Origin of the sequence: Streptomyces sp. NPDC008086 (genome assembly GCF_042957325.1) — a bacterium.
In the GTDB taxonomy this organism is placed as follows: domain Bacteria; phylum Actinomycetota; class Actinomycetes; order Streptomycetales; family Streptomycetaceae; genus Streptomyces.
Genome location: NZ_JBIBIA010000006.1, coordinates 197202 through 214965, shown reverse-complemented (window position 1 = coordinate 214965; position 17764 = coordinate 197202). Strand labels below are relative to the sequence as shown.

Annotated in this window: 16 protein-coding genes and 1 pseudogene; 11 read left to right on the top strand and 6 right to left on the bottom strand. The window is 72.1% G+C overall.

Annotation, left to right across the window (positions count from 1 at the left end):
- Window positions 1-115 precede the first annotated feature (115 nt).
- Window positions 116-954 (top strand): annotated as a pseudogene (locus ACFZBP_RS22385) (helix-turn-helix domain-containing protein).
- A 51-nt stretch (window positions 955-1005) separates the two neighbouring features.
- Complete coding sequence (locus ACFZBP_RS22380; RefSeq protein ID WP_391415471.1) at window positions 1006-1890, top strand: hypothetical protein; 885 nt, start codon at window positions 1006-1008, stop codon at window positions 1888-1890.
- A 38-nt stretch (window positions 1891-1928) separates the two neighbouring features.
- On the opposite strand, the gene ACFZBP_RS22375 is transcribed toward ACFZBP_RS22380, so the two are convergent.
- On the bottom strand, window positions 1929-2855 hold the full coding sequence (locus tag ACFZBP_RS22375; protein WP_383447276.1) for a DUF3027 domain-containing protein: 927 nt from the start codon (window positions 2853-2855) through the stop codon (window positions 1929-1931).
- A gap of 292 nt (window positions 2856-3147) precedes the next feature.
- Here ACFZBP_RS22375 and ACFZBP_RS22370 point away from each other — a divergent pair, with 292 nt between their 5' ends.
- From ACFZBP_RS22370 to ACFZBP_RS22355, 4 genes are all read left to right on the top strand, one after another.
- Window positions 3148-4575, top strand: a complete 1428-nt coding sequence (locus ACFZBP_RS22370) for an MFS transporter (protein WP_383447273.1) — start codon at window positions 3148-3150, stop codon at window positions 4573-4575.
- 94 nt (window positions 4576-4669) lie between these two features.
- Window positions 4670-5140, top strand: coding sequence for a DUF2771 domain-containing protein (locus ACFZBP_RS22365; RefSeq protein ID WP_391415468.1), 471 nt, complete (start codon window positions 4670-4672; stop codon window positions 5138-5140).
- A 23-nt stretch (window positions 5141-5163) separates the two neighbouring features.
- On the top strand, window positions 5164-5811 hold the full coding sequence (locus ACFZBP_RS22360) for a futalosine hydrolase (RefSeq protein ID WP_383447268.1): 648 nt from the start codon (window positions 5164-5166) through the stop codon (window positions 5809-5811).
- Window positions 5801-6661 (top strand): MqnA/MqnD/SBP family protein, encoded by an 861-nt coding sequence (locus ACFZBP_RS22355; RefSeq protein WP_391415466.1) that lies wholly within the window; start codon window positions 5801-5803, stop codon window positions 6659-6661. The genes ACFZBP_RS22360 and ACFZBP_RS22355 overlap by 11 nt, the downstream gene beginning before the upstream one ends.
- 127 nt (window positions 6662-6788) lie before the next feature.
- On the opposite strand, the gene ACFZBP_RS22350 is transcribed toward ACFZBP_RS22355, so the two are convergent.
- Window positions 6789-7172: a cold-shock protein gene (locus tag ACFZBP_RS22350; RefSeq protein ID WP_217206711.1), complete on the bottom strand. Its 384-nt coding sequence runs from the start codon at window positions 7170-7172 to the stop codon at window positions 6789-6791.
- A 165-nt stretch (window positions 7173-7337) separates the two neighbouring features.
- Here ACFZBP_RS22350 and ACFZBP_RS22345 point away from each other — a divergent pair, with 165 nt between their 5' ends.
- Window positions 7338-7589 carry a hypothetical protein gene (locus ACFZBP_RS22345; protein ID WP_383447259.1) on the top strand — a complete coding sequence of 84 codons (252 nt, stop codon included), beginning with the start codon at window positions 7338-7340 and terminating at the stop codon, window positions 7587-7589.
- Here the strand turns inward: ACFZBP_RS22345 and ACFZBP_RS22340 are convergent.
- From ACFZBP_RS22340 to ACFZBP_RS22330, 3 genes are all read right to left on the bottom strand, one after another.
- A complete protein-coding gene (locus ACFZBP_RS22340; RefSeq protein WP_383447256.1) occupies window positions 7565-8194 on the bottom strand; it encodes an HAD family hydrolase in 630 nt (209 codons plus the stop codon). The two genes, ACFZBP_RS22345 and ACFZBP_RS22340, sit on opposite strands and share 25 nt — an antisense overlap.
- Before the next feature lie 185 nt (window positions 8195-8379).
- The gene (locus tag ACFZBP_RS22335; RefSeq protein ID WP_391415463.1) at window positions 8380-9372 is read right to left on the bottom strand and encodes a hypothetical protein; all 993 of its coding nucleotides are present in this window, start codon (window positions 9370-9372) and stop codon (window positions 8380-8382) included.
- Between the two features lie 75 nt (window positions 9373-9447).
- The gene (locus ACFZBP_RS22330) at window positions 9448-11088 is read right to left on the bottom strand and encodes a substrate-binding domain-containing protein (protein WP_391415461.1); all 1641 of its coding nucleotides are present in this window, start codon (window positions 11086-11088) and stop codon (window positions 9448-9450) included.
- A gap of 209 nt (window positions 11089-11297) precedes the next feature.
- Here ACFZBP_RS22330 and ACFZBP_RS22325 point away from each other — a divergent pair, with 209 nt between their 5' ends.
- The 3 genes from ACFZBP_RS22325 to ACFZBP_RS22315 all read left to right on the top strand — a co-directional run bounded on the left by ACFZBP_RS22325 (window position 11298) and on the right by ACFZBP_RS22315 (window position 14404).
- The gene (locus ACFZBP_RS22325; protein ID WP_391415459.1) at window positions 11298-13838 is read left to right on the top strand and encodes a helicase-associated domain-containing protein; all 2541 of its coding nucleotides are present in this window, start codon (window positions 11298-11300) and stop codon (window positions 13836-13838) included.
- A gap of 168 nt (window positions 13839-14006) precedes the next feature.
- Entirely contained in the window at window positions 14007-14135 is a 129-nt protein-coding gene (locus ACFZBP_RS22320) for a hypothetical protein (protein WP_383447243.1), read from the top strand.
- A 71-nt stretch (window positions 14136-14206) separates the two neighbouring features.
- Window positions 14207-14404, top strand: coding sequence for a hypothetical protein (locus tag ACFZBP_RS22315; protein WP_391415457.1), 198 nt, complete (start codon window positions 14207-14209; stop codon window positions 14402-14404).
- Window positions 14405-14741: 337 nt separating this feature from the next.
- On the opposite strand, the gene istB is transcribed toward ACFZBP_RS22315, so the two are convergent.
- A complete protein-coding gene (gene istB, locus ACFZBP_RS22310; RefSeq protein ID WP_383447237.1) occupies window positions 14742-15971 on the bottom strand; it encodes an IS21-like element helper ATPase IstB in 1230 nt (409 codons plus the stop codon).
- Between the two features lie 149 nt (window positions 15972-16120).
- On the opposite strand from istB, the gene ACFZBP_RS22305 reads away from it, so the two are divergent.
- Window positions 16121-17764 (top strand): DNA repair helicase XPB, encoded by a 1644-nt coding sequence (locus ACFZBP_RS22305; protein ID WP_383447233.1) that lies wholly within the window; start codon window positions 16121-16123, stop codon window positions 17762-17764.

Sequence of the window (17764 nt, the reverse complement as noted above, 5' to 3'; positions counted from 1 at the left end):
CCGGCTTACGCTCGCCGCAGCACCACCGCAGATATGCCCCAGACATGCGACGGCCCTCGCCGGGACTGGCATCCCAGTGCGAGGGCCTGACCACCAAGGAAGTGGACCCTTCCCGATGGATATTCAAAACCCTAGCGCGCCCTCGCGCCCCAGTCTCGACTTACCACCAACACCACCCGAACCGGCGGCGGCCTGGTCCACGACCACACCCGCCACACCACCCGCTTCACGGTGATCAGCAACCACCTGGCCCAGCACCCCTCTCTCTCGGGCCTCGCGATCGGCCTGGCGGTCTACATCCAGTCGCTCCCCTCCGGCGCCCGCGCCGACATCAAGACCCTCGCCGCCCGCTTCTCCGAGGGCACGACCCGTATCGCCGCCGCCATACGCGAGCTGGAGACCCACGGCTACCTGCGCCGCGAGCGTCAACGCACCCCCACCGGCCGCATCGTCACCCGCACGATCTCCTGCAACCAGCCGGGTCACAGCCGCGAGGCCGAGCACAGGCCGCCACCCCCGAGGAAGCGCACACCCCGTAAGCCCCTCCCCGCCGTGCCGAAGCCCGTCTACCCGGCCCCCGCCCTCCTCCAGCGCGCCACGGACCTCCTCGCAGACCTCCGCCGCCACGACCCCCGCCTGCTCCTCTCCGCCAGCGACACGGCCCACCTGGCCCCAGGCGTCGCCGCCTGGCTGGAACGCGACATCGCCCCCACCGCCGTACGCCACGCCCTGACCACCGACCTCCCACCCGAGCCCCTGTGCCGCCCAGCAGCCCTCCTGTCCCACCGCCTCACCACCCAGCTCCCGCCCCCACCGCCGTTCCGGGCACCAGCACCACCCCCGCCCGTCCACCACCCCTTCCAGACCTGCGAAGGCTGCGACCGAGCCTTCCGCGCCCCACTACCCGGCCGCTGCCGCAACTGCCGTGTCCCCGATCCCGTACCAGCCACCTGAGTGGCAGCCAGCCCAGTCACGACACACCGAGGAAAGGCCCGAAACCGCACCATGGTCAGCTCGTCCCACGAGGCGATGCACCGCATCTTCCAGGACTATCCGGGGCTCTTCTCCGGGGTCTCCGAGGTGCTGGGCATCGACTTCGCCCCGCCCACCTCGGTCACCGTCCTGTCCAATGACCTCACCGAGACCAGCACGGTCGAACGCCGTGTGGACACACTTCTACGGTTGGAGACGGAGGACGACGAGCCGTTGCTCCTCGCGATCGAGGCCCAAGGCCGGCAGGATCCGGACAAGCCCGCGAGCTGGGCGTACTACGCCTCGTACTTACTCACGAAGTACCGGTTGCAGCCGATGCTGCTGGTCGTCTGCCAGGACCGCGCCACCGCGGAATGGGCCGCCCGCCCCGTCCACTTCGGCCCTCGCCAGTGGCCTCTGCTCACGCTGCGCCCACTGGTCGCGGGACCGCACAACATGCCGGTGATCACCGACCCGGCCGAGGTCCGCAAGGACCTCGCGCTCGCCACACTGGCCGCGATCACCCACGCCAAGAATCCGGACGTCGGGGCCATACTGAAGGCAGTGACGACCGTGCTGCGGGACACACCGCAGGCCATCGCCGAACCGATCACCGAACTCATCTCACAAGGCTTGGGCAAGCACCCGGCCGCTGAACTCTGGAGGAACCTGGTGGCCGTGGACCTCTCCTTCTACAAGTCGTACATCGCAGAAGAGATCCGGGACGAGGGCCGTGCCGAGGGCGAGGCACGACGTGCCGCCAAGGACGTCCTGGCGGTCCTGGCGGAACGAGGCATCGACGTCCCCGAAGACGCCCGTCAGCGCATCACCGGCTGCACCGACCTGGAGATCCTGGACCGCTGGTTCCGGCGCGCCGTCACGGCTCCCTCCACCGACGAGATCTTCGCGGACGAGTAGCCAATAGCCAGTAGCCACCGTCGGCAGAGCGGACCTCGCTAAGAGTGCCCCAGCTCCGCCGACTCCCCGTCCGCCCCCACCGACACCGACCCGGAATCCGCCGCGGGCCGCAGCGGGAACGGGTCCACCCGGGTCTCGTCGATCACCGGCGGGGCCGGGCGTGGGGGCTTGGGCATGACCGCGGCCTCGGAGTGGCCGCCGCAGCCGTACGTGAGGGAGACGACCCGGCCGTCGGCCGGGGAGAACTCGTTGGCGCAGACGCCGAAGGCCTGGCCGAGGGAGCCGCCGATGGGGGCGAGGAAGCCGCAGGAGACGCAGGAGGCGGGGGCGGCCTGGGCCATGGGGGTCTTGGCGCCGTACGCCTCCTCCCAGCGGTCCGCGGCGACGTGGAGGCCGTAGCGGGACAGGACGCGGGCGCGGCGCATGCCCAGTTCCTCCGCGACGGAGGCGATCGAGCCGCGGGACGGCGCCACGGCGAGGTTGGCCGGGACGCCGGCCGTGACCTCCGCGTCCTCCGCCTCCACCAGCTCCGCCATCTCGTGCGAGACGGCCGAGTCGGGCAACGGCTCGTCCTCCCCGGAGAAACCGGGCTCCAGGCGCAGATCCTCGGCGTCCGTGGGAAGCAGGTCGCCGGGGCCCATGTCGCCGGGGCGCAGCCGCTCGCTCCAGGGCACCCACTCGGGGGCGAGGAGGGCGTCCGGGCCGGGGAGCAGGACCACCTCGTCCAGCGTGACGACCTTGGCGCGGGACGCCCGCGCGACCGTCACCGCCCAGCGCCAGCCGCGGTAGCCGAGTTCCTTGCACTCGAAGTAGTGCGTGACAACGCGGTCGCCCTCGGACAGCAGCCCCGCGTGCTCACCCACCACGCCTGGCGCGGCGGCCTCCTCGGCGGCACCGCGGGCGAGGTCGACCGCCTCGGCGCACAGACGGTCGGGGGTGCGGCTTCGCGTTGTCGCTGCGCTCACAGGTATCGCTTCTCTCCTACGCCGTCTCTCGGGTGCGGTTGCCGTGAGGCGATGGAGCAGACGGAGCGGACCTGTGGGCCGCGTCGACGTCCGCACCCGAATCGCGCTCGGGCGCACCTACGTCATCCATTGTGCGGGATGGCTGAGATACGCACGCTACCTGCTCGCGGGCGCTGGGCCTACACCGACGGCCCATTCACCGTCGCGCGGCGCCCTCCGCGGATCCGGGACCTTGCCCTCCATACGCGCCGTAACCGCACTACCCACGCCCACTTCGGGGCACTATTGCGTCGTGGCAACCGCGAGGCGGCCCGAAGGAGCCACCGGTATCGGTGGGGCCAAGGGCGGCCGCAATCGAGGTGGCGGAACGGGCCGCGGGCGCGGCTCCTTCCGTGCGGTCGGCCGTGCCCTGCACTTCCCGTTCACCGGCACCGCCCGCGGCATCCGCAAGGCCACCCACGCGCACGGGGCGGGCGAGTCCGGCCTCGGCAAGCTGATCGAACTGCACGGGGTGAACGGCGCCGGGGACATGATGATCACCGTCGCCCTCGCCTCCACCGTCTTCTTCTCCGTCCCCACCGACGAGGCCCGCGGCCGGGTCGCGCTCTACCTCGGCATCACCATGGCCCCCTTCACCGTCCTCGCGCCGGTGATCGGCCCGCTCCTCGACCGTCTCCCCCATGGCCGCCGCGCCGCGATGGCCGGGGCCATGTTCGCCCGCGCCATGCTCGCGCTGGTGCTGTCCGGGGCGGTCGTCACCGGCAGCCTGGAGCTCTATCCGGCCGCCCTCGGGGTGCTGGTCGCCTCGAAGGCCTACGGCGTCGTCAGAAGCGCCGTGGTGCCCCGCCTGCTGCCACCCCGCTTCTCCCTGGTGAAGGCGAACTCCCGGGTCACCCTCGGCGGGCTCCTCGCCACCGGCATCGCCGCCCCCATCGGCGCGGGCCTCCAGGCCCTGGGACCGCGCTATCCGCTGTACGGCGCCTTCCTGATCTTCGTCGCCGGTACGTTCCTGTCGTTCACGCTGCCGCCGAAGGTCGACTCGGCCAAGGGCGAGGACACCGCGCTGCTGGCGGCCGACGAGCAGCATCTGCACGGGCCCCACCTCAAACCGGTCAAGCGCCCCGGCCTGCGCACGGTCGGCATCGCCGTCACCCACGCCCTCGGCGCCAACGCCGCCCTGCGCTGCCTGTCCGGCTTCCTGATCTTCTTCCTGGCGTTCCTGCTGCGCGAGCACCCGATGTCCGGGCAGAGCGCGGCCGTCTCCCTGGGCATAGTGGCCGTCTCGGCCGGGGTCGGGAACGCCTGCGGCACGGCGGTCGGGGCGTGGCTGCGCTCCCGGGCGCCCGAGATCATCATCGTGACGGTCGTGGGGTTCGTGCTGCTCGCCGCGCTCGCGGCCGCGATCTTCTTCGGCGCGGTCCTGGTGGCGTTCCTCGCGGCGACCGCCGGGTTCGCGCAGGCCCTGGCGAAGCTGTCGCTGGACGCGCTGATCCAGCGGGACGTGCCGGAGCTGGTCCGCACGTCGGCGTTCGCGCGCTCCGAGACGCTGCTGCAGATGTCCTGGGTGCTGGGCGGCGCGATCGGCATCGTGCTGCCGCTGAAGGGCTCGTTCGGGCTGCTGGTGGGCGCGGCGATCGTCGCCGTCGGCTGGCTGACCACCGTCAAGGGACTGATCGGCTCGGCCCGGCACGGCGCACACAGCCGGCCCCATGTGGCCTGACGGCGAGGTGACGCGCGTACCGACCCCCACATGCCCCACGGCACGCCGCCCCCCACATGGAGAGAGCGTCACACACGCCCGATAGCCTTCGCCCATGACCACGCACTCCGTATCGCGACGCCGCCGCGCGCTCGCCGCCGCCGGCGCCGTTTCCGCCGGACTGCTCGCCCTGTCGGCCTGCGACAAGCCGACCCCGCTGGCCACGGTCACCGTCGGCACCTCCTCCGTCCACTCCGAGGCGACCTGCGGTGGCGAGGGCAAGGCCGTTCAGACCAAGGACCTGGCCGGCTGCCTGAAGGGCAAGGGCATCGAGTCCATCAAGGTGGACCCGGACGACACCGTCCGCTTCGGCGTCGACCCGGAGATCGCGGACAACGGCTGGACCATCCTCATGAACGGCCAGCCCCTGACCGACTCCAGCACGAAGACCTACCGCACCGTCCCGGGCAGCGTGTTCTTCAACGCCCAGTACGGCGCGAGCGGCGACTCCACGCTCGTCTCCATCAAGGAGGGCGAGCAGGACGTGACGGGCCTGTGGTCCTTCAAGCTCAAGAAGGACAGCTGACCACGTCCGCCCTACGTGTCCTGGTGGCCACCGCCGTCCCCGCCGAGCGGGACGCGGTGGCCCGGGCGCTCGACCTGCCCGGCGTGCACGTGATCGCCGCCGGCGTCGGTCCCGCCCTGGCGGCCGCCTCCACCGCCACGGCCCTCACCCGGGCCGCCCTGGAAGGCGCCCCCTACGGCCTGGCCGTCTCCACCGGCATCGCGGGCGGGTTCGCCCCGCACGCCCCCGTCGGCTCCCTCGTCGTCGCCGACGAGATCACGGCCGCCGACCTGGGCGCGGAGACCCCCGACGGCTTCCTGCCCGTGACCGAGCTGGGTTTCGGCACCGTCACCCACCGTCCGCCGGAAACACTCGTACGAGACGTCGTGTCGGCCACCGGCGCCCGGCCCGGCGCCGTCCTCACGGTCTCCACGGTGACCGGCACCGCCGTCCGCGCCGCGCGGCTGCGCGAGCGGCACCCCACGGCCCTCGCCGAGGCCATGGAGGGCTTCGGCGTCGCCGAGGCCGCCGCCGCGCACGGCACGCCCGTGCTGGAGCTGCGCGCGGTCTCCAACCCCGTCGGCCCGCGCGACCGCGCCGCCTGGCGCATCGGCGACGCGCTGGCCGCCCTGGCCGAGGCCTTCGGGAAGCTCGCCCCCGTCCTGGAGAGTTGGCAACCGCATGACCGGTGAACAGCAGCGACAGCCCTGGCGGATCGCATACTCGCCCTGCCCGAACGACACCTTCGTCTTCGACGCCCTCGCCCACGACCGCGTCCCCGGCGCACCCGCCCTCGACGTGACCTTCGCGGACATCGACATCACCAACGGCATGGCCGAGCGCGGCGAGTTCGACGTGCTGAAGGTGTCGTACGCCGTGCTGCCGTACGTCCTCGACGAGTACGCCCTGCTGCCCTGCGGGGGCGCGCTGGGCCGGGGTTGCGGCCCGCTGGTGCTCACCCGCGAGGCCGGCGTGGACCTCACGGGCCGTACGGTCGCGGTGCCGAGCGAGAAGTCGACGGCGTATCTCCTCTTCCGCCTCTGGGCGGCCGACACGCTCCCCGGCGGCGTCGGCGAGATCGTCGTCATGCCCTTCCACGAGATCATGCCCGCCGTGCGGGACGGCAAGGTCGACGCGGGGCTCGTCATCCACGAGGCCCGCTTCACGTACCGGAACTACGGCCTGCACAAGCTCGCCGACATGGGCGAGCACTGGGAGGACACGACCGGACTGCCCATCCCGCTCGGCGCGATCATCGCCAAGCGCTCCCTGGGCGCCGACCGCCTGACCCTCCTGGCCGACGCGATCCGCACCTCCGTACGCGCCGCCTGGGACGACCCCGAGGCCTCCCGCCCGTATGTCATGGCACACGCCCAGGAGATGGACCCGTCCGTGGCCGATCAGCACATCGGCCTCTACGTCAACGAGTTCACCCACGACCTGGGCGTGGACGGCTATGCGGCGGTGCGGGGGCTGCTCACGCGTGCCGCCGCCGAAGGCCTGGTGCCGCCCCTTCGACCCGAGGCGCTCGCGTTCCCGTGACCCTCGCTCACCTCAGAGAGAGGTGCCGCGGCGGTGCGGGGCTGCTCACGCGTGCGGCGGCCGAGGGGCTGGTGCCGCCCCTCGGCCCGGGTGTGCTGGTGTTTCCCTGAATCCTTACGGCTGAGAGCTATACGTCGAGCTGGTCGGCGACCGCGCGCAGCAGGCCGGCGATCTTCTTGCCGGCGGTCTTCTCCGGGTAGCGGCCGCGCTCCAGCATCGGTGTGATGTTCTCCAGGAGTGTCGTCAGGTCCTGGACGATGGAGGCCAGTTCGTCCGGCTTCTTGCGCTGGGCGGCCGCGACCGACGGCGTCGGATCGAGCAGGGTGACCGAAAGTGCCTGGTCACCGCGCTGACCGGCGACCACGCCGAACTCCACTCGCTGTCCCGGCTTGAGTGTGTCTACTCCGGCGGGGAGGACCGAGGAATGAACGAAGACGTCACCGCCGTCGTCGCGGGAGAGAAAGCCGAAGCCCTTCTCGCTGTTGAACCACTTGACCTTGCCGGTAGGCACGTCTGTCCTCGTCCTCGTACTCGTCGGAAAACTGCTTCTGAAAACGGCTCTTGATAGCACTACAGCGGGTCGACCATGACCCGCCGCTACCAAGGCTAATGCTCCCGGAGCCGGTGACAAGACGTCGCCCGGTTGTTCCTTCGCGCAGGGAACTACCCTGGTCCGGTGCGTGACAAAACCCAAACGAATTCCGCCGCTCCCGGCGACCGACTGATCCGTACCGGTGCGGTCGTGTTCTTCATCGGTGCCCTGGCCACTCTGGTCACCGTGACCCCGTTCCTGCTCGGAACGACGCCATTTCCCACATACATGTTCGGACTGAGCATGCTGATGGGCGTCGGATTCCTCGTCGCCGGCGCGGGAGTGCTCCGCTCGATCGCGGCGGGGCGGCGTCAGGCGCGCGGCGCCGCCAGGTAGCCGGCCAGCCAGTCCGGGAACTTCGTCAGGTCGGTGAGGACGACGTCCGCGCCGAGTTCGCCGAGTTCCTCCGCGCTGTACGGCCCGGTCGCCACGGTGACGGACAGGGCGTCGGCCGCGCGGGCGGCGCGGATGTCTCCCTGGTGGTCGCCGACGTAGACGCCCGCCGCGTACTCGCGCAGCGCCTCGGCCTTCTGCTCGGCCCACAGGTTGCCGATGACGGCGTCCGGTTCGATGCCGAGGTGTGCCAGGTGCAGCTTGGCGTTCGGCTCGTACTTGGCGGTGACGACGATCGCGCGGCCACCGGCCTCCCGTACGGCGGTGATCGCCTCGCGGGCGCCGGGCAGTGCGGGCGTCGCGGTGATGGCCATCGCCGGGTACATCTCGCGGTACAGGTCGGCCATGGCCTCGACCTGGTCCGCCGGGAACCAGTTGATCAACTCGTCGGCGAGGGGCGGTCCCAGCCGGGTGATCGCCAGGTCGGCGTCGATGAACGTCCCCGTGCGCTCGGCCAGCGCGAGGTAGCAGGCGTGGATGCCGGGGCGGGAGTCTATGAGCGTCATGTCGAGGTCGAAGCCGACGGTTGTAGGAGCCATGGGGTTCATTGTGCCGTCGCCCAGTAGCTCGGGGGTGTCCGTCGTGTGGCGGCTGCGGGTGGAGTGGGGCTGGTCGCGCAGTTCCCCGCGCCCCTGAAATTAGGGCGCCGCAGCCTGCGCCCCTTCAGGGGCGCGGGGAACTGCGCGAGCAACCACCGCGTCGCCGCAGACGAACGACAACGCCGGCAAACCACTCACGTCTGTTTCTGTGAGCGCCAGACAATGAACAGCGCCGACGCCACCGCCGCCCCCCGCACCACCCACGGCCAGGTCTCGCTCAGCGCAGCGTCCACGTGGCCCTCGGCGATCGGGTCGCCCCAGCGGCCGTTCATGCGGCCCCACAGCCAGACGACACCCGCGGTGAGGGAGAGGCCGGGCAGGATGACGACCGCCCACTTGGTCTCGGCGTCGCTCAGCCGGCGGGAGCCCCAGGCGATGAGCCAGCCGAGGAGCAGGGCGATCAGCTGGCCGAGGACGGCGCCGGCGACGAGGAGCGCGGCGGCGAGCAGCAGGAAGGGGTTGCTCCAGCGGCCGTTGGGGAGCGTCGGCCGGCGGAGGAGGCGGCGGCGGGCCTTCGGGGCTTCCTCCTCGGCCACCTCCACCGCGGCCGGGTCCTCCGGCGCCTCGAGGTCCTTCTTCTCCAGCCGCGTCTCCCCCGGCGCGGGCGGACGCCTGAGCATCTCCGGGATCTCGACACCTCCGACGAATCCGGGGACGTCCTCGCCGGGCCCGAACGGGCTGCTGTCCACCCGCCACCAGTCCGCCTGGACCGCGCTGCCGCCGAGGTCGGCCGTGCCGGCGAGGTGCGGCGGCGGGGGCGCGTCGTCGGGGACGGCCGGGGCCTCGGCGGCGCGCGGGCGGGGCACGAGTCGGCGCAGGCCCTTGCGGCGTTCCTCGTCGGCCCCGCTGTCCGGCTGCACGGGCACGGAGGTGACCGGGGCCCGGGGTGCGGGCGCGACGGAGCCTCCGGCGGCGGCGACGACCTCGTCCGGGGTGCCGAGCCGGGCGATGATGCGGCGGACGGCGGCGGGACTGTCGACGGGCGCCTTGGCGCGGCGCCGGTCGATCTCGCCCCGTAGCTCGTTCACCAGGCGCATGCGGGCGCTCGACGGCAGCTGCCGCTGCTGGGCCACGTCGCCGACGCGGCTCAGATACTCGTAGACGACCTGGTCGCTCTCGATCCCCACGAAGTCCCCTCCGGGGTGGGTGTGCCGAAACCCCGCGAGGACGACGTTAGCGCAGGACAAGGTGTGCGGTGCGGGTCAGACCGGTCGGCACTCGCCCGCGTTGTGCGCTTCGGAGCAGAGTCCGTGGCCGTGTTCGTGCAGGATGTCGCGACCGCTCTGCTGGGTGAGGAAGTTGAGGAAGGCGGCGGCGACGGAGCCGGCCGGGGGCTCGCCGTAGGTGTAGGCGAACTCGGTCTGCCAGTACGGGTAGTTGGTGTCCTCGACGCCTTCCGCGGTCGGCTTCCTGCCGTCGATCGTGAGCTTGACGATTCCGTCGGCGGCCTTGTGGCCGGCGACTCCGGCGGCCTCGCTGTAGCCGAGGGCGCCGGGGACGGCTGCGGTGGTGTTCAGCATCGTGTCGGTGCTGGTGACCTCGCAGCGGCCGTACCTCTTGGGGTTGAGGGCCGCGCAGTCGGTCACGGTGAACTGGGGCGGTTCCTTGCCGTTCAGGACCTTGGTGACGAGGGTGCTGCGGGTGCCCGAGCCGGGGTCGCGGTTGATCAGGTGGACCGGCACGTCGTTGCCGCCGAGCTCGGACCAGTTCTGTACCTGTCCGGCGAAGACCCTGCGGATCTGGTCCAGTTCGAGGTTCTCCACGCCCGCGTCCTTGTTGACGACGAGGGTGAACACCGAGAAGGCGACGGGCCTCGGGATCAGCCGGGGGTGGCCGTCGGAGGCGAGTCCGTCGGTGAAGGCGAGGTGGTCACCGAGGCCCTCGCCGACCGGGACGTCGGCGTCCAGGCCGGCCTTGTCCAGGTCGGTGACCCCGTCGGTGCTGCCCTTGAAGGTGTCGCTCTCCAGCGGAATGGCCACCCCGGCGCCCTCGCACCGGGTGAGGTAGTCCTCGGCGGCGGCTCGGACGGCGGGCGCGAAGGCGGTGGAGCCGTGCAGGTACAGGGTGCCGCCGACGCAGTCCAGCGGGGGACGCCGGTCGTCGCGCAGGAAGAGCGTGTAGGAGGCCTGGACGACGACGGCCGCGATCAGGATCCAGATGGCCCACCAGGCGGGCCGGGAGGCGAAGACGTGGCTCTCGGTGCGGGTCGCCTTCAACCGGAAGAACCGCACCAGCGGGTCGTACCAGCGGCCGTGCCCGCCGGCGCCGCGGACGACCGGGTCCGGGAAGGGGTCGGTGCCGTTGTCCTCGGGCCAGCGTTCCAGCACGACGAGCACCTTGTACTCGGAGCCCCGGGGCAGCGTCACCTTCGGCAGCCGGATGATGCCCGTGCGCTCGCCCTCGTTGTTGGTGCGGCGGAAGCCGGGCTTCGCGCCGATGCGGACGTCGGTGCCCTCGGTGACCTCCTCGAAGAAGAAGTCCCGCAGTTCGTCCTGGCTGGGGTCGGTGAGGACGACGGCCGCGACCCGGCGGTTTCTGAAGGTGACCTTGATGCCGTAGGGGTCGGCGGGGTCGGCGAGGTAGTCGTCGGACACGATCTTGGCCGAGCCGGCGTTCTCGATCCGCAGCAGGACGAAGGACGGGTCCTTCAACTGGTGGCCGTCGTGCCGCATGTCGCCCAGTACGTCGGCGTACGGCTTGTCGGCGGCGTCCGCGGCCAGGGTGTCCATCTGCACCCGGTAGCCGAGCCGCTTGCGGCCGACGATGGCGAACTCCCACAGGAACGCCGCGACGGGAAACGCAAGACTCAGGATCGCGATCCACTGCTCCGCCCGCTCACTCACCGCTTCCCCCCGATTCCCTTGAGCCGTGAAGTAGTTGGCAGGGAGCCCAGGGTGACGAGTGGGTGCACGGTGTTGCCAGGGGTGCCGGAATCCTCCGGGTGATGTTCATCCGGGGGTCATCTGTGAAACGTTCTGTTCGCCTGCCGTGCCCCCCTACCGGCACCCGGCACACCGCCTGTGCCCGCGTGCCACCCGCTAACGTGGGCAGGATGAGCGACCCGGCTACACCGCCCCGTTCCCTCGCGGAAGCGCTCCGCGCGCGGGACGACGCCTCCCTGGCCGTACTCCTGCGCAGCCGTCCCGACCTCATCACCCCCGTGCCGACGGACCTCACCCAGCTGGCGACCCGGGCCGGCACACGGGCCTCCGTGGTGCGGGCCCTGGAGCGACTGGACCGGTGCGCGCTGCAGACGGCGGAGGCGCTGGCCGTGGCGCCGGATCCGGCGACGTACGACGAACTGCTGGGGTTGATGGCCGGCGACGAGGGCGACCCGGTGGTCGTGGCGGCGCTGCCGCACGCCCTCGGCACACTGCGCGAGCAGGCCCTGGTGTGGGGCGCCGACGACCGGCTGCGGCTCGTCCGCACGGCCCGCGAGCTGCTGGCGCCCTCGCCGCAGCACCCGTCTCCGACCGGCCTCGGCCCGACCGTGCAGGAGGCCACCGCGGGCATGTCGCCGGGCCGGATCCAGGAGATCGTCACGACGGCCGGGCTGCCCTCGACGCATGACGCCGTGTCCGCCGTCGCGTCGCTCACCGCGCTGTTCGCCGACCGGCGGCGGATGGCCGCGCTGCTCGCCGACGCCTCGGAGGAGTCCCGGGAGGTCCTCTCCCGCCTGGTCTGGGGGCCGCCGTACGGCCAGGTCACCGCCGACCCCGCGCCGCGGCTGCGCTGGCTGCTGGACCGCGGCCTGCTCCTGCCGACGGCGCCCGGCACGGTCGTACTGCCCCGCGAGGTCGCCCTGCATCTGCGGGCCGGCCGCGCGCACCGCACCACCGAGCCGCTGCCGCCGCCCGTCGAGGCGGCCGCGACGCACCGTCCACAGGTTGTGGACAGCACCGCGGCCGGACAGGCGTACACCGCGCTGGCGACCGTCGAGGAGCTGCTGAAGGACTGGCACGAGGGCGGGCCGGCCGTGCTGCGGGCGGGCGGGCTGAGCGTGCGCGACCTCAAGCGCACCGCCGTCGCCCTCGACGTGTCCGAACCGCTGGCCGCCTTCTGGGTCGAGCTCGCCTACGCCGCCGGACTGCTGGCCTCCGACGGCGAGGCCGACGAGCGGTACGCGGCGACCCCGGCCTACGACGAGTGGCTGGAGCAGCCCGCCCCGCAGCGCTGGGCGCTGCTGGCTCAGGCGTGGCTGACGGCGACGCGTACGGCGGGCGTGGTCGGCGGACGGGACGCGAAGGACCGTACGTTGTCGGCGCTGGGCCCCGGCCTGGACCGCTCGGCGGCGCCGGAGGTACGGCACCGGGTGCTGACCCTGTTGGCCGGCCTTCCGGAGGGGGCGTCGCCGTCCCCCGACTCGGTGCTGGCCAGACTGCGCTGGGAGCGTCCGCTGCGCGGACCGCAGCGCGACGACGACCTGCGCGGCCGCCTCGCCCGGTGGACGCTGAGCGAGGCGGAGATGCTGGGGGTGACCGGGCGGGGCGCGTTGTCGGCGCACGGGCGGGCGCTGCTGGGGGCGCCACGGCCGGAACCGGCGGCCCAGGCCGAGGAGCAGCCGGCCGGCCCCGGGGACAAGCTCCCCGTGCACCACCGCCCGACCCCGCCCCCGGAGCCCCTCTCACCCGCCGAGCAGGCCACCGCCTCCGCCGCGGCGGCCCGGCTCCTCGCCCCGCTCCTCCCCGAGCCCCTGGACCACGTCCTCCTCCAGGCCGACCTGACGGCGGTGGCCCCCGGCCCGCTGCGCCGCCCGCTCGCCGACATGCTGGGCGTGCTCGCGGACGTCGAGTCGAAGGGCGGCGCGACGGTGTACCGCTTCACGCCCGGCTCGGTACGCCGCGCGCTCGACGCCGGCCGCACCGCCTCCGACCTGCACGCCTTCCTCGCCGAGCACTCCCGTACGCCGGTGCCGCAGCCACTCGCGTACCTCATCGACGACGTCGCCCGCAGGCACGGGCATCTGCGCGTGGGCGCCGCCTCGGCGTACGTCCGCTGCGACGACGACTCCGTGCTGAACGAGATCCTCGCCGACAAGCGGGCCGCCGGTCTGCGCCTGCGCCGCCTCGCGCCGACGGTCCTCGCCACCCAGGCGGACCCGGCCGCCCTGCTGGAGGGCCTGCGCGCGATGGGCTTCGCGCCGGCCGCCGAGTCGGCGGAGGGCGACGTGCTGATCACTCGCGCCGACGCCCACCGCACCCCGCCGCGCACCGCCCCCGAGCCGGTACCGGACGGCCCTCCGACGCCGGACGCCACGCTGCTGGCGGCCGCGATCCGCGCCATCCGCGCGGGCGACCTCGCCTCCACGACGCCCCGCAAGCCCAGCGGGACCGCCCCCGCGGTGACCGGCGGCGAACTGCCCCGCACGACCTCCGCCGAGACCCTCGCCACCATGCAGGCCGCCGTCCTGACCGGCGAGGCGCTGTGGATCGGGTACGTCAACGCCGAGGGCGCCGCGAGTCAGCGGGTGATCGCGCCGGTGCGGGTCGAGGGCGGGTTCGTGACGGCGTACGACCACACCGCGGACGAGGTACGGACGTATCCGCTGCACCGGATCACGGGGGTGGCGGAGCTGGCGGACGACCAGACCTGACGGCACCCCACTCGTTCGGGGGTACGCGGCGTTCCATGCACGCCACGCCGGGCTTTTCCAACTCTTGAGGGACCTTCGGGATCTTTCCGCATCGCCTCTCGTGGCGCGGGGCAGCCAACGGGTGTCCTGATCACGCTCAAGTGAGCGCAACAGAGAGGTAGTTGTCCCATGCGCACAGCTCGTCGCCTTGCCACCGTCCTGGCCGCCGCGGCCCTGATGATGGGTGGCTTCACCACCCAGGCCTCGGCGGTCGGCGTCGACATCGCCGGGCTGGTCATCGAGACCCCGCAGATCTGACACGAGCCCCCTCCCGGGCCGGCCCCGCAGCTCTGGGCCGGCCCTCTCACGCGAAAGGCCCCGAACCCCCCATGCACCCCGTCCGCACCGCCACGATCACCGCCCTGCTCTCAGCAGCCACCCTGCTCACCCTCACCCCCGACGCCACAGCGGCCTCCACCCCCCTGCCCCTCCCCCTCCCCGCCTCCAGCGGCGAGTCCCTGATCACCGAGGGCCTCACCATCGAGGGCCCCCTGGTCAACAACGTCAGCCTGCCCGCACTGAAGTAACACCCCCGGCTGCACCCCCCCAAGGGGCGCGGGGAACTGCGCGACCAGCCCCCACCGACCCGCACCCCGCCACGAACCACAAGCCCCCGCCCTCACCGCCCGCCATCCCAGAGCTCAGGCCTACGCGGCCGGCTGCACCCCCTAAGGGGCGCGGGGAACTGCGCGACCAGCCCCCACCGACCCGCACCCCGCCACGAACCGCAAGCCCCGGCCCCCCACCGCCCGCCATCCCAAGAGCTCAGGCCTACGCGGCCGGCTGCACCCCCTAAGGGGCGCGGGGAACTGCGCGACCAGCCCCCACCGGCCCGCACCGCGCCACGAATCCGCACCACCCCCCTCAATCCGCCCACGCCGACGTGGCCCGCCGCATCCGGTAGCTCTCCCCGTCGATCCGCACCAGATCGGCGTGGTGGGCCAGCCGGTCCACCATCGCCAGGGCCGAGGGACCGCCGAAGATCTCGTCCCAGCGGCCGAGGGGCCGGTCGGTGGTGACGACGAGGGAGGAACGCTCGTAGCGGTGCGCGATCAGCTGGAAGAAGAGCCCGGCGGTACCCGCGTCGAAGGGCGTGTAGCCGACCTCGTCGACGATCAGTACGGCATGCTCGTCCAGCGCGGAGAGCTCCTCGGCCAGCCGCCCGCCGTCCCGCGCACCGGCCAGCCGAACCGCCCACTCCTCAGCGGTGGCGAACAGCACCGAATGCCCGGCCTGGCAGGCCCGCACGCCGAGGCCGACTGCCAGATGGGTCTTGCCGGTCCCGGGCGGACCGACGAACACGACGTTGCGGTGCGCGGCGACGAAGTCCAGCTTGCCGAGCCGGGCCACCGTCTCCCGGTCGAAGGAGTGCGGATGCTCGGAGTCGAACTCCTCCAGCAGCTTCCTGGACGGAAACCCCGCGGCGCGCAGCCGTTCCTCGGCGCTGGACGCGTCGTCCTGCCGGGAAGCGGCGGCCTGCGCCGGCACGAACACCTTCGCGGCCGGCTCCTGAGCCGCGGCCGGCACGGAGGCGCCCTCGTGCCGCGCCTGCTGATGCCCCTGCTCGCTCCGCGCCGCCATCGGCCCCGACATGTACGCGAGGATCGCCGCCGACGCGATGAACGCCATGTGGATCACCGTGCCCCACAGCAGCGCGTGCCGCGAGGTGTGGTGCACGTCCACGAACATCTGGAGCAGGTGGACGGAGGAGATGCCCACGATGGCGGTGGCGAGCTTGACCTTCAGCACGTTGGAGTTCACATGCGAGAGCCACTCCGGCTGGTCCCGGTGGCCCTGGAGGCCGATACGGGAGACGAACGTCTCGTAGCCGCCGACGATCACCATGATCAGCAGGTTGGCGATCATCACGACGTCCACCAGCTTCAGCACGGCGAGCATGACGTACGTCTCGGTCGCCCGCCCGGTCACGCACCGGAGGACTAACGCCCACAGCTCGTTGAAGAACTTGTAGACGTACACCCCCTGCGCGGCGACCAGGCCGAAGTAGAGCGGGGCCTGCAGCCAGCGGGTGGCGAACAGGGCGTACCCGAGGGTCGTGGACGGCGGGGACGGGTCACGAGAGATGGGCTGCACGGTCGCATTCTTCGCAGCCTGCGCCGTCCAGGTGAAACCACGCCACTCACAGGAATGAAAAGACATCCTGTACGACTCCGGATTCGACCAGGAATCGATCAGGCACACTGGACGTTTGGTCGGGTGGCCGAGCGGAAGGACGCACGTACGTGAACGGACCACTGATCGTCCAGTCGGACAAGACCCTGCTCCTGGAAGTGGACCACGAGCAGGCGGACGCGTGCCGTCGGGCGATCGCGGCGTTCGCGGAACTTGAGCGCGCGCCGGAGCACATCCACACCTACCGGGTGACCCCGCTCGGCCTGTGGAACGCGCGCGCGGCCGGGCACGACGCCGAGCAGGTCGTGGACGCGCTGGTGACGTACAGCCGGTACCCGGTCCCGCACGCGCTGCTCGTCGACATCGCCGACACGATGGACCGCTACGGCCGCCTCACCCTGTCCAAGCACCCCACGCACGGCCTCGTCCTCACCACCACCGACCGCCCGGTCCTGGAGGAGGTGCTGCGCTCGAAGCGGATCGCGCCGCTCGTGGGCGCACGTATCGACCCGGACACCGTGGCCGTGCACCCCTCCGAGCGCGGGCAGATCAAGCAGACGCTGCTGAAGCTGGGCTGGCCGGCCGAGGACCTCGCCGGGTACGTCGACGGTGAGGCGCACCCGATCGAGCTGCACGAGGACGGCTGGGCGCTGCGGCCGTACCAGAGGCAGGCGGTGGAGAACTTCTGGCACGGCGGGAGTGGCGTCGTGGTGCTGCCGTGCGGCGCCGGGAAGACGCTCGTCGGCGCCGGGTCGATGGCCCAGGCGAAGTCGACGACACTGATCCTCGTCACGAACACCGTCTCGGCCCGGCAGTGGAAGCACGAGCTGGTGAAGCGGACGTCGCTGACGGAGGACGAGATCGGCGAGTACAGCGGGACGCGCAAGGAGATCCGGCCCGTCACCATCGCCACGTACCAGGTGCTCACCACCAAGCGGAAGGGTGTGTACCCGCACCTCGAGCTCTTCGACTCCCGCGACTGGGGTCTGATCCTCTACGACGAGGTGCACCTGCTGCCCGCGCCGGTCTTCAAGTTCACCGCCGACCTCCAGGCCCGCCGTCGGCTCGGGCTGACCGCGACCCTCGTCCGCGAGGACGGCCGCGAGTCGGACGTCTTCTCGCTCATCGGCCCCAAGCGGTTCGACGCGCCGTGGAAGGAGATCGAGGCGCAGGGCTACATCGCGCCCGCCGACTGCGTCGAGGTCCGCGTCAACCTCACCGACGCCGAGCGGCTCGCGTACGCCACCGCCGAGCAGGAGGAGAAGTACCGCTTCTGCGCGACGACCGACACCAAGCGCAAGGTGACGGAGGCGCTGGTCAGGCGTTTCGAGGGCCAGCAGATCCTGGTCATCGGCCAGTACATCGACCAGCTCGACGAACTGGGCGAGCATCTGAACGCCCCCGTGATCAAGGGCGAGACGTCCAACGCGCAGCGCGAGAAGCTCTTCGACGCGTTCCGGGAGGGCGAGATCAGCGTCCTCGTGGTGTCCAAGGTCGCGAACTTCTCCATCGACCTGCCGGAGGCCACGGTCGCCATCCAGGTCTCGGGCACCTTCGGCTCCCGCCAGGAGGAGGCCCAGCGCCTCGGCCGCGTCCTGCGCCCCAAGGCCGACGGCCACCAGGCGCACTTCTACTCGGTCGTCGCCCGCGACACCATCGACCAGGACTTCGCCGCCCACCGCCAGCGCTTCCTGGCCGAGCAGGGGTACGCGTACCGGATCGTGGACGCGGACGAGATCCTCGCGGAGGGGTAG

Excerpts from the sequence above, each read along its gene's own strand:
- ACFZBP_RS22380 (WP_391415471.1), top strand. The coding sequence starts at position 1,006 with ATGGTCAGCTCGTCCCACGAGGCGATGCACCGCATCTTCCAGGACTAT.
- ACFZBP_RS22365 (WP_391415468.1), top strand. The coding sequence starts at position 4,670 with ATGACCACGCACTCCGTATCGCGACGCCGCCGCGCGCTCGCCGCCGCC.
- ACFZBP_RS22355 (WP_391415466.1), top strand. The coding sequence starts at position 5,801 with ATGACCGGTGAACAGCAGCGACAGCCCTGGCGGATCGCATACTCGCCC.
- ACFZBP_RS22340 (WP_383447256.1), bottom strand. The coding sequence starts at position 8,194 with ATGAACCCCATGGCTCCTACAACCGTCGGCTTCGACCTCGACATGACG.
- ACFZBP_RS22325 (WP_391415459.1), top strand. The coding sequence starts at position 11,298 with ATGAGCGACCCGGCTACACCGCCCCGTTCCCTCGCGGAAGCGCTCCGC.
- ACFZBP_RS22320 (WP_383447243.1), top strand. The coding sequence starts at position 14,007 with ATGCGCACAGCTCGTCGCCTTGCCACCGTCCTGGCCGCCGCGGCCCTG.
- ACFZBP_RS22315 (WP_391415457.1), top strand. The coding sequence starts at position 14,207 with ATGCACCCCGTCCGCACCGCCACGATCACCGCCCTGCTCTCAGCAGCC.